This window comes from Nonomuraea sp. NPDC004186, assembly GCF_053603495.1.
The window spans coordinates 16,751-34,652 of record NZ_JBSGFQ010000124.1; the positions used below are offsets into that span (position 1 = coordinate 16,751).

4 protein-coding genes are annotated in these 17,902 nt (G+C 73.0%); all 4 read left to right on the forward strand.

Annotation, left to right across the window (positions count from 1 at the left end; genetic code table 11):
• The first annotated feature begins 1 nt into the window (after position 1).
• Positions 2-11,056, forward strand: coding sequence for an amino acid adenylation domain-containing protein (locus ACWEPL_RS54285; RefSeq protein WP_452441191.1), 11,055 nt, complete (start codon positions 2-4; stop codon positions 11,054-11,056).
• Positions 11,049-17,261, forward strand: a complete 6,213-nt coding sequence (locus ACWEPL_RS54290; RefSeq protein ID WP_452441192.1) for a MupA/Atu3671 family FMN-dependent luciferase-like monooxygenase — start codon at positions 11,049-11,051, stop codon at positions 17,259-17,261. The genes ACWEPL_RS54285 and ACWEPL_RS54290 overlap by 8 nt, the downstream gene beginning before the upstream one ends.
• 114 nt (positions 17,262-17,375) lie before the next feature.
• On the forward strand, positions 17,376-17,603 hold the full coding sequence (locus ACWEPL_RS54295; protein WP_452441194.1) for an MbtH family protein: 228 nt from the start codon (positions 17,376-17,378) through the stop codon (positions 17,601-17,603).
• Positions 17,600-17,821, forward strand: a complete 222-nt coding sequence (locus ACWEPL_RS54300; protein ID WP_452441195.1) for a hypothetical protein — start codon at positions 17,600-17,602, stop codon at positions 17,819-17,821. Before ACWEPL_RS54295 ends, ACWEPL_RS54300 begins: the two co-directional genes overlap by 4 nt.
• Positions 17,822-17,902 lie beyond the last annotated feature (81 nt).

Below are 17,902 nucleotides of genomic sequence, written 5' to 3' on the forward strand. Positions count from 1 at the left end.
GGTGTCCCTTACCAGCGATCCACGGGTACCCAGCCTGACCGAGGCGCGCCGCTCGCTGAGGTCGGCCGCGGCGGCGCGGCCCACGACGGCGAGCGCCCCTCCCGCGCGGGCCTCCCGGAGCGGCTTCCTCCCCCTGTCCTACAACCAGGAGCAGCAGTGGTTCCTCCACCAATGGGAGCCTGACCTGCCGCTCTACCACTCGGTCATCCCCGTGCTGCTGCGCGGCCGCCTCGACGTGGCCGCGCTCGAAAGCGCGTTGCGCGCGGTGGCCGACCGGCACGAGATCCTCCGCACCCGTTACCACGATCACGACGGCTCTCCGTACCAGGTCGTGGGAGAGCCGGAGGTGGCGCTCACCGTCGTCGAGGACGCCGGCCCCGAACGGGTCCGGGAGCTGGTCACCGAGCTGAGCGCGCGCCCTTTCGACCTGGCCGCCGAGCCGGTGCTGCGGGCGCTCCTGGCGCGGATCGCCGACGACGAGCACGTTCTGGCCATCGTGGTGCACCACATCGCCTTCGACGGCGCGTCGCTGGGCGTGCTCACCGCCGAGCTGTTCGCCTGCTACGACGCCGTCCGCCACGGCCGGCCGCCGCAACTGCCCGCCCTGGACCTGCAGTACGCGGACTACGCCGGATGGCAGCGGGAAGAGACCCGGGCGCACGAGGCCCAGCTGGACTACTGGCGCGAGCGTCTGGCGGACCTGCCGGTCGTGCGGCTGCCCGCGGACCGGCCGCGTCCGGCGCGGCCCACCTCCGCGGGCGCGACGCACGGGCTCCTGCTGCCCGGCACGCTCGCCGCCCGGCTGACCGCGCTGGCCAGGAAAGCGCGGGTGACCCCGCTCACCCTCTACGCGGCCGCCTTCACCGCGCTCCTGGCCCGCCACACCGGCCAGGACGACATCGCCTTCGGCTCCGTCTTCTCCGGCCGGACCAGGCCGGAATTCCAGCCGCTGATCGGCTATTTCGCCAACACGCTGGTGCTGCGGGCGTCGGCGGCGGGCGACCCCACCTTCGAGGAGTTGCTCGCGCGCACCCGCGAGAGCGTGATGGGCGCGCACCGCAACCAGGACCTGCCCTTCGCCCGCCTGGTCAAAGAGCTGCGCCCGGACCGGGACGCCGCCCGCAACCCGCTGTTCGACATCTGCTTCACCATGCACCATCCCGTCGCCGAGTCGATCCGGCTCGGGGACATCACCGTCGAGGCGTACGAGCTGCCGCAGGAGACCGCCCAGTTCGACCTGACCGTCGAGATCACCGAGGTGATCGGCGAAGGGACGCGCCTGTGGGCGGAGTACTCCACCGACCTGTTCGACCACGACAGGATCGAGCGGCTCTGTGCGGACTATGTGGGCCTGCTGCAGGCCGTGGCCGCCGATCCCGGCACGCGGCTCAGCGCGCTGGGCGCCAGGCCCGGCGGCGCGGCTCTCCTGCACGAGGTGTTCGAGGAGTGGGCCGACCGCGCCCCCGAAGCCCCGGCGCTGCGCTACGCGGGCCGGACCGTCTCCTACGGAGAGCTGGAGCGGCGCGCCAACCGGCTCGCCGCCGCGCTGCGCGCGGACGGGGTGCGGCCGGAGACGCCGGTGGCGGTCCTGCTCGAGCCCGGCCCCGACCTGGTCACCGCGGTGCTGGGCATCCTCAAGGCCGGGGGCGCCTACCTGCCGCTCGACCCGGCGCACCCCGTGTCGCGCCGTGCCGGGATCCTGCGCCAGGCGGGGTGCACCCGGGTCGTCACGGCTCCCGAGCCGGGAGCCGAGCTGCCCGCGCACGTCACCGGCCTGCCCGTGGACCACCCAGGCCGCCCCGCCGTGCGCCCGCGGGCCGCGGTCCGGCCGGGGAACCTCGCCTACATCCTGTTCACCTCCGGCTCGACGGGCGTCCCCAAGGGCGTGCAGATCGAGCACGGCTCGGCCGTCAACTTCGTCCGCGGCATCCCCGGCGACTTCGCCCCGGTCCCCGGCGAGCGCGTGCTGCAGTTCACCGCCCCCACCTTCGACGTGAGCGTCTACGAGATGTTCGGCGCGCTGGGCAACGGCGCCTGCCTGATCGCGGCGCCGCGCAGCCTGCTGATGAACCCGCGCTCGTTCGCCGCCCTCATGCGGGACGAGCGGGTTACCGTGTTCCTGTCCACGCCCGCCACGCTCTCCCTGCTCGGCGACGCCGACCTGCCCGGCCTGACCAAGCTGTCGATCGGCGGGGAAGCCCCGAGCGGCGAGCTGGTCGCCCGCTGGCGGGCACCCGGCCGGGTGATCCAGAACGGGTACGGTCCGACCGAGACCACTGTGGAGGCCACCCGCGCCAGGCTGGACGGCGGGTGGAGCGGCCTGCCGCCCATCGGCGGGGCGCGGACCGGCTACACCCTGCATGTCCTGGACCCAGAGGGCCGGCCGGTCCTCGTCGGCGCGTCCGGAGAGCTCCACATCGGCGGCGCGGGAGTGGGACGCGGCTACCTCGGCCGGCCCGGGCTGACCGCCGAGCGGTTCGTGCCGGATCCGTTCGGCCCGCCCGGCACGCGTCTCTATCGGACCGGAGACCTCGTGCGCCGGCGGGAGGCCGACTGCCTGGAGGTGCTCGGCCGGACGGACCTGCAGGTGAAGGTCCGCGGGCACCGGATCGAGCTCGGTGAGATCGAGGCCGCTCTGGCCGGGCATCCCGCCGTCGCGCAGGTGGCCGTCACCGCCGAGACGGCGGGCGACGGAGACAAGGACCTGACCGCCTACGTGGTGCCCGCGCCGGGCGCCACGGCGCCGGACATCGAGGAGCTCCGCGCTCACCTGCGTGACCTGCTGCCGCGGTACATGCTGCCCGCCCGGGCGGTGGACCTGGCCGTCATGCCGCTGACCTCCAGCGGGAAGGTCGACCGGGCGCGGCTGGCCTCCCCTGCTGTCCCGGCCCGCCAGGCTCAGGAGACGGTCTGCGGGCTCTTCGAGGCGCAGGCCTCGCGGACGCCGGATGCCCTCGCGGTGACGCTGAACGGCGCCGGCTGGACCTTCGCCCAGCTCAACGCCCACGCCAACCGATGGGCCCGATTGCTGCTCGAACAGGGCGCCGGACCGGAGCGGCTCGTCGTCCTGGCGCTCGGCAAGACGCCGGAGACGATCGCCCTGCTGCTCGCGGTGCTCAAGACCGGCGCCGCCTACCTGCCGATCGACCCGGACGGTCCCGCGGCTCGCATGGACCTGATCCTCGCCGACGCCCGGCCCACGCTCGCGGTGACCGGCTCCGGCGCCCACGCGGTCCGCTCCGCGGCCCGTGCCAGGAGCGTCCCGCAGCTGCTGGTGGACGAAGCCGGGACCCGGGACGCGTGCGCCCGGCAGGACGCGGACGACCTGGACGAGTCCGAACGCCTCGGGCCGCTGCTGCCTTCCTGCCGGGCCTACGTCCTGTACACCTCCGGCTCGACAGGCCGTCCCAAGGGCGTCGCCGTCGAGCACGGCAGCGTCGTCAACCTGTTCCACTCGCACAACGTCACGGTCTTCGCCTCCGGCACCCGGTCACGTGTCGCGCTGGCGGCCCCGCTGGGCTTCGACGCGTCGTGGACCGGCCTGCTGTGGATGATCGCGGGGCATGAACTGCACCTGGTCCAGGACACGGTCAAGCGGGACGCCGCCGCCTTCGTCTCCTTCGTCGACGAGCACCGCATCGACGTCCTGGACGTGACGCCCACCCACTGCACGCACCTGCTGGCCGCCGGACTGTGCGCGCCCGGCCACCGTACCCCCCGTGTCCTGATCCTCGGCGGAGAGGCGGTCGGCGAGGCGCTCTGGCGCACCCTGCGGGAGATCCCCGGGATCACCGTCTACAACGTCTACGGGCCCACCGAGTGCACGATCGACACCATGTGGTGCCGCCTGGGGGACAGCCCGGCACCCACCATCGGCCGCCCGGTGGACGGGGCACGGGTTTACCTCCTCGGCCCGGATCTCCGCCCGGTGGCCCCAGGCGGGGAAGGGGAGCTCTACGCGGCAGGGGCGTGTCTGGCACGGGGCTATCACAACGCGCCCGCGCCGACCGCAGCGCGGTTCCTGCCGGACCCCTTCGGCCCTCCAGGAACGCGCATGTACCGGACGGGCGACCTGGTCCGCTGGAGCCCCGACGGTCTGCTGGAGTTCGTGGGCCGCGCCGACGGCCAGGTCAAGGTACGCGGGGTACGCATCGAGCTCGGGGAGATCGAGGCGGTGCTGGCCGGGCATCCGGGCATCGTCCAGGCGGCCGTCGCCGCCCAGGAGGACCGCGGCGGCAAGAGGCTGGTCGCCTACCTGATCGCGGCGCCCGGCAGCGCCCTGCCCGGCGCCGCGGCGCTGCGGGCGCACGTGGCCGCCGCGCTTCCTGAGCACATGGTGCCCTCGGCCTTTGTGGAGCTGCGGGAGTTCCCCCTGACGCCGAACGGCAAGCTGGACCGCGAGGCGCTGCCGGCCCACGAGCACGAGCCCGTGTCGCGGGGCCCGCGCACCCCGCAGGAAGAGATCATCTGCGATCTGTTCGCCGACGTCCTGGAGGTGCCACGGGTCGGCATCGACGACGGCTTCTTCGAGCTGGGCGGGCACTCCCTGATGGCCACCCGGCTGATCAGCCGGATCCGGTCCACGCTCGGTGTGGACGTCCCGCTGCGCACGTTGTTCGAGTGCCCCACGGTCGCGGAACTCTGCGGCCGGATCGGCGCCGCGGCCACCGTACGGCCGGCGCCGCGCCCCGCGGATCGGCCTCGCGACATCCCGCTGTCCCACGCTCAACGACGGCTGTGGTTCCTGGCCGAGCTCGAGGCGGACGGGGCCGCGTACAACCTGCCCATGGCCCTGCGCCTGTCGGGCGAGCTGGACCGGGCGGCGCTCGAGGCGGCGCTGAACGACGTGCTGGACCGCCACGAGAGCCTGCGCACGGCCTTCCCGGAGGTGGCGGGCGAGCCGGTGCAGCACATCCTGACCGGTGTGGCGGCGCGGTGCGCGGTGATGCTCACCCCCACCACGGAGGACGAACTGCCCGAGCAGCTCGCCCAGGCCTCCCGCGTCCGCATCGACCTGAAGACCGGCCTTCCCCTCAAGGTCCGCCTGTTCGAACTCGGCGCCGCCGAACACGTGCTGCTGCTCGTCCTCCACCACATCGCCTTCGACGGCGGGTCGATGCGGGCGCTGGTCCGGGACGTCGCCACGGCGTACCTGGCCCGCGCGGCAGGCCGTCCGCCGGCCTGGTCGCCGCTTCCCATGCAGTACGCCGACTACACGCTCTGGCAGCACGAACTCCTCGGCGATGAGGACGACCCGGAGAGCCTGCTCGCCAAGCAGCTCGACTTCTGGCGCGACACGCTGGCCGATCTGCCGGAGGAGCTGGCGCTCCCCGCCGACCGCCCCCGGCCGGCCGCGGCGAGCGGCCGCGGCGGCCTCGTCGAGCTGACGCTCACCGCCGGCGAACACCTCGCGCTGGACCGCCTGGCCAAGCGGAACCGGGTCACCCTCTTCATGGTGCTGCAGGCGGGACTGGCCGCGCTCTACACCCGGCTCGGGGCGGGCACCGACATCCCGCTCGGAACGCCGGTCGTGGGCCGCGCGGACCAGGAACTCGACGACCTGGTCGGCTTCTTCGTCAACACCCTGGTCCTGCGCACCGACACCGCCGGCGACCCCACCTTCGAGGAGCTTCTGGCCCGGGTGCGCGCCACCGACCTGGCCGCCTTCGCCCACCAGGACGTGCCCTTCGAGCGGCTGGTGGAGGTGCTCAACCCGGCCCGCTCACTGTCCCGGCATCCGTTGTTCCAGACGATGCTGGCCTTCGACAACCACGACGACGGCGAGCCGGCCGTGCCGGGACTGTCGATCCGGCCGGAGCGTGCGGAGACCGGCACGGCCAAGTTCGACGTCCTCGTCAACGTCAGGGAGCGCAGGACCGCCGAGGGCGTCCCCGACGGCATCGACCTGGTGATGCACCACAGCCTGGACCTCTTCGGCGAGGAGAGCGCCGACCGGCTGCTCGCGCGTTATGCGCGGTTGCTGGCCGCCGCGGCCTCCGAGCCCGGCCTGGCGATCGGCGACCTGGAGCTGATCTCGGACGACGAGCGCGCCTCGGTCCAGGCATGGAACGACACCGGCCGTGCCGTGCCGGCGCGCGTCCTGCCCGCCCTTCTGGAGGAGCAGGCACGCCGCACCCCGCAGGCGCCCGCGGTGACCGACGGGCACACCACGCTGACCTACGCGGAGCTGAACGCGCGGGCGAACCGGCTGGCCCGCCGGCTCATCGACCGGGGAGCGGGCCCCGAGCGCGTGGTCGGCCTGGCGCTGCCCCCCTCGCCCGAGCTCGTGGTGGCCTCCTGGGCCGTGCTGAAGTCCGGCGCCGCCTACCTGCCGATCGACGTGGGCCATCCGGCCGACCGCATCTCCTTCATGGTGTCGGATGCCCGTCCGGTGCTGGTGCTGACCGACCGCGCCGACCGGCTCCCCGCAGGCGTTCCCGCAGTCGTGCTGGAGGAGCGGCTCGCCGCCGGCCGCCCGGCGACGGACGTCACGGACCGCGACCGGCCCACCGCCCTCCTGCCCGCACACCCGGCCTACGTGATCTACACCTCGGGCTCCACCGGCCGGCCCAAGGCGGTGGTCATGCCGGGCGGCGCCCTCGTCAACCTGCTCGCCTGGCAGGCGGAGCAGCTGCCGGGAGGCGCCGGGACCCGCACCGCACAGTCGGCCGCGATCGGTTTCGACGTCTCGGCCCAGGAAATCCTGTCCACGCTGACCTCAGGCGGCTGCCTGGTCGTGGCGGGAGCGGACCTGCGCAAGGATCCCGAAGCCTTCGCCCGGTGGTTGGAGGAACACCGGGCCGGGCGGCTGTTCGCGCCGAACCTCGTGGTGGAGGCGGTGGCCGAGGCCGCCCTCGCGCAGGGCAGGGAGCTCGCCGCCCTCACCGATGTGGTCCAGGCCGGCGAGGCGCTGGTTCTCAGTGACGCGATCCGGGACTTCCACGCCGGACGCAGGCTCCACAACCACTACGGCCCGACAGAGACGCACGTCGTGACGGCCTGCACGCTTCCACCAGCCCGGGAGCGCCGGTCGCACGCCGCCCCTATCGGCCGGCCGGTGTGGAACACCCGCTGCCACGTACTGGACGCCGGTCTGCGCCCTGTGCCGCCCGGCGTACCGGGTGAGCTCTTCGTGGCGGGCGCCCAACTGGCCCGCGGCTACCTGAACCGGCCGGGGCTCACCGCCGGGCGGTTCCTGCCCGACCCGTTCGGCGCGCCCGGGGAGCGGATGTACCGGACCGGCGACCTGGTCCGGTGGAACCCCGATGGTGTGCTGGAGTTCCTCGGCCGGACCGATCATCAGGTCAAGGTGCGGGGCCTCCGCGTCGAACTCGGTGAGATCGAGGCGGCGCTGCGCGCGGACCCCTCCGTCGGGCAGGCCGTCGTGCGGCTGCGGCAGGACCCGCCGGGCCCGCCCCGGCTGGTCGCCTACGTGGTCGCCGCACCGGGACAGGACGTGGTCGACGCGTCCCTGCGCGCGCGGCTCGGCACCGCGCTGCCCGACCACATGGTGCCGGCGGCGTTCGTCATGCTCGATGCCCTGCCGTTGACCGCCAACGGCAAGCTCGACCGCCGCGCGCTCCCGGCGCCGCGGCAGGAGGAGACCTCCAGGAAAGCTCGCACCCCGAGTGAGGAGATCCTGTGCGGGCTGTTCGGCGACGTCCTGGGCCTGGCCCAGGTCGGGCCGGACGACGACTTCTTCCGGCTGGGCGGTCACTCGCTGCTGGCGACCAAGCTCATCAGCCGGATCAGCTCAGTCATGCGGGTGGACCTGCCCGTCCGGGCGCTGTTCGAGACGCCGACGGCCGCCGCTCTGGCCGAGCGGGTGGAGGGCGCGGGCCCGGCGCGGGTCGCGCCTCCCACCGCGATGCCGCGGGGGGAGACCTCTGTTCTGTCCTTCGCCCAGCAGCGGTTGTGGTTCATGGACCGGCTGGGCACCTCAGGCGACTCCTTCCACATGCCGTGCGTGATGCGGCTGGACGGCCAGCTACGGGTGGCCGACCTGCGCGAGGCCGTCGAGCGGCTCATGCGGCGGCACGAGATCCTGCGGACGGTCATCGTGGCGCGGGACGGCGTGCCGGAGCAGCGGCTCGTCGACCTGCCGGAGGACGTCCTGCCGCTGATCGACCTCTCTCACCTCGACGAGTCGGCCCAGGCGGCCGAGCTCGACACGCTGACGAAGCGGATGAGCACGGATCCCTTCCGCCTGGACACCGATCCGCCGGTGCGGTGGGCGCTGGCCCGGCTCGCCGGCGACTCTCACGTCCTGCTGATGACCCTGCACCACATCGCCGGTGACGGGCTCTCCTTCGGGGTGCTGCTGAACGACCTGGCCGCACTGTACACGGGCGAGCGGCCGGCCCCGCCGCCGATCCAGTACGCTGACTACGCTCTGTGGCAGCGCCGCACCTGGGAGTCCGGCGGATTCGCCGAGCAGCTGGCCTCGTGGCGGGCGCGGTTCGCCGGCAGCCCGGTGCTCGACCTGCCTGCCGACCGGCCGCGTCCCGCGGTGCGGACGTTCACCGGCGGGCGGGTCCAGGGGTCGGTGGACGCCGACGTCACCGCACGGCTCAGAGCGATCGGGCGAGCCGGCGGCGCGACCATGTTCATGACGCTGCTCGCGGGGTTCCAGATCCTGCTGGGCCGGTTGTCCGGGCAGAACGACGTGGTGGTGGGCACCCCGGTCGCCGGCCGCCACCACGCCGAGCTGGAGGGAATGGTCGGCTGCCTGCTGAACATCCTGCCGCTGCGGGCCGACCTGTCCGGCCGGCCGCGCTTCGCCGACCTGCTGGCCAAGGTCCGCGCCGCCACGATGGACGCGCTGTCCGGCCAGGACGTGCCGTTCGAGCGGATCGTGGACGCGGTGGCGCCGGACCGCGACCTGAGCCGCCACCCGCTGTTCCAAGCCATGATCAACATGATCGACGTTCCTGAGCTGGACAAACCTCTCGGCGACGGCGTGACCGTCACCGTGGAGACCTCCGAGGAGACGCCAGCCAAGCTGGACCTGACCCTCTACATCCAAGACACCGGGGAAGGGCTGTCTTTCTCGCTGGTCTACAACGCCGACCTGTTCTCCGCCGAGCGCGCCGGCCGGATGCTGCGGCAGTACACGACGCTGCTGGAGCAGATCGCGGCCGACTCGTGTCGACGGATCGACAGCTACGACCTCCTTGCGGCCGACCCGGACGCCGGCCTGCCCGACCCCGTCGCGCCACTGTCGCACCGGGCCGAGCACGCCGTGCACGCTCTGATCGAGAACCAGGCGGCTCACCATCCGGAGCGCGTCGCACTGGTCGACGACACCGGCCGGTGGACCTACCGCGAGCTGGACCAGCGCGCCAACGGGCTGGCCCAGGAACTTCGGCACCAGGGCGTGGGTCCGGGCGACCGGGTCGCCCTGTCGGGCCGGCGCTCGGCGAAGCTGATCTGCGCGATGCTGGGCGTGCTCAAGGCGGGAGCCGCCTTCGTCCTGCTGGACCCGGCCGACCCGGCCGAGCGCCGGCGGGCGTGCCTGGCCGCAGCCGAGCCGCGTGGGCTGCTCCTCGTCGACGAGGAGAACGCCGACCCGCCCGGCCCGCTGCACCTGACCTGGTCCGGCAGGCTCTCACAGAACCCCGGTGTCGCGGTGGACCCCTGGGATCCGGCCTACGTCGCCTTCACCTCGGGGACCACCGGCACGCCCAAGGCCGTCATCGGGGCGCACGCGCCGCTTACGCACTTCTTCGACTGGCAGGCCGCCGAGTTCGGCCTGGGGTCCGAGGATCGCTGGAGCGTGCTGGGCGGGATCGGGCATGACCCGTTCCTGCGTGAGACGCTCGGCCCACTGACGTCGGGCGGAACGGTGTGCGTGCCCACCGAGGAGCAGGCGAGAACCCCGGCGAAGCTGGCCGCCTGGCTGCGGACGCACGGCGTCACCGTCGCGCACGCCACGCCGGGGATCGCCGAGCTGATGTCCTCGGGAACCGCGGAGCCGCTGCCCGCCCTGCGACGGGTCTTCTTCGGCGGTGACCGGCTCGCCGCGCGGCACGTGGCAGGACTGCGGGCGCTCGCCCCCGCGGCGGAGTACGTCAACTTCTACGGGACCACCGAGACCCCGCAGGCCATGGCATTCCACCGGGTGACGGGCCCGGATCCGATTCCCGTCGGCCGCGCGATCGAGGGCGCGCAGGTGCTGGTCGTCACCTCCGGCGGCCTGGCCGGGGTCGGCGAGACCGGCGAGATCTGGGTGCGCACGCCGTACCTGTCGGCGGGCTACCTCGGCGACGCGGAGCTGACCGCGGCGCGCTTCACGGCGAATCCCTTCGGCGCCGCCGACCTCGTCTACCGGACCGGCGACCTGGGACATTGGGGACCCGACGGCACGGTCCACGTGACCGGGCGGATGGACGGGCAGGTCAAGGTACGCGGGCATCGCGTGGAGACGGGCGAGCTGGAATCGCTGCTCCTGACCCATCCCGGAGTTCGGGCGGCGGCCATCGTGGCCGTCCCGGCCCCGGACGGAGGAGACGTCCGGCTCGCCGGCTACGTGGTGGGATCCGACCCCGCCGCACCGCCGTCACCCGCGGAGCTGCGACGGTACCTGCGGGATCGGGCGCCCGAACACATGGTGCCGGCGGCACTGGTCGTGCTGGAGTCGCTGCCGCTCACCCCGCGCGGCAAGCTGGACCGGGCCCGGCTGCCGGCCGCCGAAGCGGTCGCCGGAGACGAGGCGGCCCCGCTCCGAGGCGAACTCGAGCAGGCGATCGCCCGAATCTGGCGCGAGGTGCTCGGCACGTCGCGGGTGGGTGCACGGGACAACTTCTTCGACCTGGGCGGCAACTCGCTGCTCATCGTCCGCGTGCAGAGCCGGCTGGAAGAACTGCTCGGCCGAGAGGTGACCCTGGTGCGACTTTTCCAGTACCCGACGATCGAGGCCCTGGCGCAGTCGCTGCGGCAGGAAGGTCCCGACCGCTCCGCCGCGCGGCGAAGCAGAGACCGCGGCGCCGCACGCCGAGCCGCGCTGGGCGGCCGGCGGCCCCGCCATGACCACGGAGAGGGAATCGCGAATGACTGACGAGACCAGTACGCAGATCGCGGTCATCGGCATGAGCGCGCGTCTGCCCGGAGCAGAGGACATCACCCGGTTCTGGGAGAACCTGCGGGAGGGTGTCGACGGGCTGACCCGGTTCAGCCGGGAGGAACTGCTGGCGGCCGGGGTGCCGGAAGAGGTCGCCGACGATCCGCGTTACGTGCCGGTCAACGGCAGACTCGCCGACGTCGATCGCTTCGACGCCGCGTTCTTCGGTCTCTCCCCGCGCGAGGCGGAGGTGATGGATCCGCAGCAGCGGCTGTTCCTGGAGTGCGCCTGGGGCGCCCTGGAGCACGCGGGATATGTGCCGAGGACCTTCCCCGGCGCGATCGGGGTCTTCGCGGGCGCGGGCATGAGCAGCTATCTGCTGAGCAACCTGCTCGGCTCGCCCGAGACGATCGAAAGGCTCGGCTCCCAGGCGGTCCTGCACGCCAACGACAAGGACTTCCTGGCCACCCGCACCTCCTACAAGCTGGGCCTGACCGGTCCCAGCGTGGTCGTGCAGACCGCCTGCTCCACGTCGCTCGTGGCAGTGCACTTGGCCGTCCAGAGCCTGCTGGCCAGGGAGAGCGACCTGGCCCTGGCGGGCGGTGTCTCGATCAGTGTGCCGCAGGACAGCGGATACTTCTTCGAGCCGGGCGCCATCGTCTCCCCCGACGGTTTCTGCCGCCCCTTCGACGCCGGCGCCAAGGGCACGGTCTTCGGCAGCGGCGTCGGCATCGTGGTGCTCAAGCGGCTGGAGGAGGCGATCGAGGACAGAGACACGATCTACGCCGTGATCAGGGGAACGGCGGTCAACAACGACGGCGACGACAAGGTCGGGTTCACCGCGCCGAGCGTCGCCGGTCAGGCGGCGGTCATCAGCGAGGCCATGAGCGTCGCCGGTGTCCAGGCGCGCACCATCCAGTACGTGGAGGCCCACGGAACTGCTACCGAACTCGGCGATCCCATCGAGGTGGCCGCGCTGACCCAGGCGTTCGCCGCGGAGACCTTCGACCACCGGTTCTGCGGCATCGGCTCGGTCAAGAGCAGCGTCGGACACTTGAACACGGCGGCCGGGGTCACCGGCCTGATCAAGACGGTGCTGGCGCTGTACCACGGTGAGCTGCCGGCCAGCCTGCACTTCACCCGCCCCAATCCCCAGCTCAAGCTGGACACCAGCCCGTTCTACGTGAACGCCGCCCACCGGAGCTGGCCGGCTGCCGGTGTGCCGCGGCGCGCCGGCGTCAGCTCCTTCGGCGTGGGCGGGACCAACGCCCACGCGATCCTGGAAGAGGCGCCCGCTGTGGAACAGCCACCTGAGGGCGGCGGGCGGCGGACGGAGCTCATCCTGCTGTCGGCCAAGTCGGAGGCAGCCCTGGCGCGGCAGGCCGAGCGCCTGGCGACGTACTGCCGCGCCCACCCTGACACGGCCCTGCGCGACATCGCCCGCACTCTGATTGAGGGCCGTGAGCGTTTCGACCACCGCCGGGCGCTGGTCTGCCGCAGCGTGCCGGAGTTGGCCGACGTCCTGCGATCCCCAGCCGGCGGCGCCCGCGGGGCCGAGCGGCGCGGGGCGGTCTTCGCCTTCCCCGGCCAGGGCACCCAGTACGCGGGAATGGCGGCCCGCCTGTACGAGCAGGAGCCCGTGTTCCGGCGCGTCCTGGACGAGTGCGCCTCCGTGCTCACCGGCCTTCTGCCGGGCGACCTCCGTGACATGATCTTCGGTGAATCGGATGAGCTCGACCAGACCGCCCGCACCCAACCGGTGCTCTTCGCGGTCGAGTACGCCCTGGCCCAACTGCTGATCAGCTGGGGTGTCCGGCCGGAGGCGATGATCGGGCACAGCCTCGGCGAGTACGTCGCCGCCTGCGTGGCAGGCGTCATGAGCCTGCCGGACGCGCTGGCCCTGGTGGCGGCCAGAGGGCGGCTGATGCAGGCGCTCCCGCCCGGCGGCATGCTCGCGGTCGCGTGCTCGGAGGAGGAGCTGATGCTGCTGCTGCGTCCCGGGGTGGAACCAGCGGCGGTCAACGGCCCCCGCGCCTGCGTCGTGGCGGGGCCGCCGGAGGCGGTCGAGGCGTTGCTCGCCGACCTGACCGGCCGGGGCATCGCCGCGCGGCGGCTGCGCACCTCGCACGCGTTCCATTCGGTGATGATGGAGCCGGTCCTCGAGGAGTTCCGGGTTCTGGTCCGCTCGGTACGGCTGGCGCCGCCCGCGTTGCCGTACATCTCCAATGTGACCGGCACCTGGATCACCGCGGGCGAGGCGACGAACCCGGACTACTGGGTGCGGCAGCTGCGGCAGACGGTACGTTTCTGGTCCGGAGCGCGGCTGCTGGCCCAGGACCCGAGCCGGGTCTACCTGGAGGTAGGCCCAGGTGAGTCGCTGAGCAGGGCCTTCACCCCCCAGGACGCGGTCTTCACCACGTTGCGCCACGACCGTCCGGAGGAGGTGGCGTATCTGCGGGAGCAGATCGGGCAGGCGTGGGCGGCCGGTCTGGAAGCCGACTGGGGCGGCGTCGTCGACCCGGACGCCCGGCGGATCGCGCTGCCCACCTACCCCTTCGAACGCACCCGCTTCTGGGTGGATCCGGCAAAACCGGCGGCGGCCACCCGGCTCGATCCGGAAGGCTTCCACCGGGTCCGCTGGGATGAGGCACCGCCTGCGCCGGTGAGCGGCGCATCGGCCACCTGGCTGGTCTTCGCCGACGACGGGGGCACGGCGGACGAACTGCGCAGCCGCCTGCTCGCGTCCGGCCAGCGCGTGGTCCTGGTCCGCCCCGGCGAGCGCTTCACCGCGACCGAAGGCTTTCACACGGTACGACCGGCACGGCGCGCCGACTACGAGGCGCTGCTCGATGCGGTGGCTCCGGACGGCCAGGACCTGATCAGGGTCGTTCACCTGTGGAACCTCGGCCCGCCCGAAGGCTTCACCGCGCGCCAGGAGCGCGGTTACCTCAGCCTGACCGCTCTGGCGCAGGCACTGGGCCCGCGGCCGGTCGGCGCGGCGAGCGTCGTGGTCGTGTCGGACCGGCTCTTCGACCTCCGGCCCGGTGACGTCGTCGAGCCGGAGAAGGCCACGATTCTCGGGCCGTGCCTGACCATGCCGCAGGAGTTCCCGCAGCTGTCCGCCACCGCCCTGGACGTGCCGGCCGGCGACCCCCTCGCGGTGGCCGGTCACGTGCTGGCGGAGGCCGCGGCGACCGAACCGGTGGTCGCCTACCGCGACGGCCGGCGGCTGGTCCGCAGGGTCGAGCATCTCCCGCCGCCCGCACCCGCGACGGTGCGGACCGGCGGCACGTACCTCATTGTCGGCCCCGGCCAGGTGGGCCTGGCCCTGGCCGGTCATCTCGCCCGTACCGCGCGGGCCAACGTGGTGCTGGTGGGCAGGATGACGCTGTCCGAGGAGGCCGGCGCCGGCCCGGACGAGGCGGCCGGGCGGAGGATCGAGGCGCTGCGGGACATCGAGCGAGCCGGCGGCCAGGCGCTCTACCTGACGGCGGACGTCTCCGACGCGGAGCAGATGCGCGCCTGCGCGCAGGCGGCGATCGACCGGTTCGGCGCGCTGCACGGCGTGATCCACGCGGCCAAGGTCGAGCGCGAGCGGATGTACGCCTTCCTGCCGGAGGAGAACGCCGGCACGAGCGCGGCCCACCTCGCGGCCAAAGCCCACGGATTGCGCGCTCTTGACGAGGCGCTGGAGGGACACGACCTCGATTTCCGCGTCGTCTTCTCCTCACTCACCTCGCTGTTGGGCGCGTTGGGCGAGACGGCGTACACCGCGTCGAACGCCTTCGTGGACGCCTTCGTCGCGGCCAACCCCTCGTGGACGGGGATCAACTGCGACCGCTGGGACGACGAACGGGGCGTCGCGCTGTTCATGCGGGCGCTGGCCGCGGGACCCGGATCCCTCGCGGAGTCCGACGAGGACCTCGCCGAGCGCATGCGCCGGGCCCGGGAACTGACCGGTGCCAAGGCTCCGGCTCCCACGGCCCGGCCGGCGGGGCGGGTGGCCTATCGCGCCCCCGGCACGCCGGTGGAAGCGGCCGTCGCCGGGATGTGGCGGGATCTGCTGGGAGTCGACCAGGTCGGTGCCGACGACGACTTCTTCGAGCTGGGCGGCCACTCCCTCCTCGCCGTGCAACTGGTCGGCCGGCTGCGCGAGACGTATCAGGTCACGCTGCCGCTGCGCGACCTCCTGGAGCGGCGGACGGTCGCCGGGGTGGCCGCCGCGGTGGCTGCCACCCAGGCCGGGGAGGCCGCTCCCGTCCAGCCGGTGCCGGAAGCGCGGACGCGCCCGGCCGTACCAGCCGTCAGGCCGCGGAAGGCGGTGGACCGGACGGGGATGCGGTTCAGCGTCTCCTTCTTCGCCGCCGACGACAGCGGTGGCGAGGACATGTACGGCGACCTGCTGAAGGCCGCGGAGTACGCCGACCGCAACGGGTTCGACGCTGTCTGGCTGCCGGAGCGGCACTTCCACCGCTTCGGCGGCCGCTACCCGAGCCCTTCGGTGCTGGCAGCGGCGCTCGCGGTCCGCACCCGGAACATCGCGATCCGGGCCGGCAGCGTGGTCCTGCCCTTGAACCATCCGGTCAGGGTGGTCGAGGAGTGGTCGATCGTCGACAACCTGTCCGGCGGGCGGATCGGCCTTTCCGTGGCCTCGGGCTGGCAGCGCGACGACTTCGTGCTCGCCGCACCCGGCACGTACGGCATCCGCAAAGAGCTGATGATGGAGCGCTTGGAGACGGTGCGCCGCCTGTGGGCCGGCGATGTCGTGACGTTGCCCCGCGATGACGGGCAGCCCACCGAGGTGCGGGTGTTCCCCAAGCCCCGGCAGGCCGAGCTGCCGGTCTGGCTGACCAGCTCCGGCAGCCCGGAGACCTGGACCGCCGCCGGAGCCCGCGGTTTGAACGTCCTGACGGCGCTGATCAGCCAGAGCGTGGAGGACCTCGCGGAGAACATCCGCCGATACCGCGCGGCCCGCGCCGAGCACGGTCACGACCCCGGCGGCGGTCAGGTGACCCTGTCCCTGCACGCCTTCATCGGGAAGGACCTGGATGAGGCCAGGGACACGGTGCGCGGGCCGTTGCAGAGCTACCTGAGCAGCCACCTGGAGCTGTATCGGAGCATGGCCGAGTCGCAGGGCATCCGGTTGGCGGGCGACGACCGTCAGGCGCTGCTCGACTTCGCCTTCGAGCGCTACTTCTCGACCAGCGCGCTGATGGGGACCATCGAGACGGCTTCGGCGATGGTCGAGCGCCTGCGGGCGATCGGCGTGGACGAGATCGCCTGCCAGCTCGACTTCGGGGTGGACGAGCCGGCGATGTGGGCGGGCCTGGAGCGGCTGGCCCAGCTCAAGAACCGCGAGGCGCCGTCACCCCGGCTCCAGGCCGGTGGCGCGCGACGGAGCCCGGTGGTGACGTTGCAGCCGGAGGGCGGCAGGCCGCCGTTCTTCTGCGTCCACCCGGTCGACGGCGGCGTCTTCGGTCTGCGTGAGCTGGCCGCCCACCTGGGCAAGGACCGGCCGTTCCACGCGCTGCAGGCACCCGGGCTGGACGGCGAGAGCGCACCCGCCACCGACCTCGGTGAACTGGCCGCGGTCTACGCCGAGGCGATGCGCGAGGTCCGGCCGGACGGCCCGTACGTTCTGGGCGGCTGGTCCTTCGGTGGCGTGGTGGCCACCGAGGTGGCCAGGCTGCTGACCGCGGAGGGCCACCGCGTGCCGGAAGTGATCATGTTGGACAGCCGGGCGCCCTGGCAGATGAGCATCCAGCTGACCGGCCTGACCGACCTCCTCGACCGGTGGGAGCCGTACCTGAATGTGCTGCCGCAGGCGCTCGCCCTGGCCGGGGACGGCGCCGCCGCGGCGGCCGGACGGCTTGGCATTCCGCCGGGGCTGCTCGCCGAGCTGCCGGAACTCGGCGAGCGGTCGATCCACGCGATCCTGCTGGCCGACCCGCACGCGCGTGCCGTGTGCCGGGCGCACATCGATGCGATGCGGCGCCACCGTCCTCAGCCGCTGACCGTGCCCGTCGTCCTGGTCAGGGCGGCCGACCAGCCGGACATCTTCGGCAACGACCCCCTGATGGGCTGGGGCGAGCTGGCGGCCGCCGGCATGTCCACGCACGTCATCCCGGGAGATCACTTCGCGATGCTGCGTGCGCCGTATGTCTCCGAGCTCGCCGGCTGGTTGCGCGAGCGGCTCGGCTGAGCAGCGCCTGCGGTGGCCGGATGCTGCCACCGCAGGCTCCTGCCCGTCGAGGATCTTGTTCTGGCCCCACCTGTTCGCCGAGATTCGTTGTCGCCACAGCCGAACACGAGGCGAATGGAGACATCTGTGGACAACGGGGTGTGGGAGAACGCTTCCGACTACGCGGTCGTCGTGAACGACGAGGAGCAGTACTCGATCTGGCCGCTCGGCCGGAGCGTGCCTGAGGGCTGGCGGCAGGTCGGCGTGTCGGGAAGCAAGGAGGAATGCCTGGCCCACATCGAGGAGGTGTGGACGGACATGCGTCCGCTCAGCCTGCGGCGGGCGATGGCAGAGGAGTCGTGAGTGGCAGGCGGAACGAGGTCGCCACACTGACCGCTGTGGCCGGCGTGGCCGTCGTCGAGCCGCCGCCCGCGCCGCCCTCGCCCGAGGTCGCGGGGGATTGTGACGCGGGATCCGCGGTCCAGGTGATCGTGGACGGCGCGCGGGAGATGGAGAGCAAAGCCCCGCTGACCGCTGCCGCCTGGTACCGGGCGGTGCTCGGCCCGTATGTCACGCCATGAGCGACATACGTGGCGCAGGACCTGGGCCGGCTCGGCGAAGTTGTACGGCGTCCCGCCGGCCAGGACGACGAAGCGGACCGG

Coding starts and splice junctions, on each gene's coding strand:
- ACWEPL_RS54290 (WP_452441192.1), top strand. CDS start 11,049: ATGACTGACGAGACCAGTACGCAGATCGCGGTCATCGGCATGAGCGCG.
- ACWEPL_RS54295 (WP_452441194.1), top strand. CDS start 17,376: ATGGAGACATCTGTGGACAACGGGGTGTGGGAGAACGCTTCCGACTAC.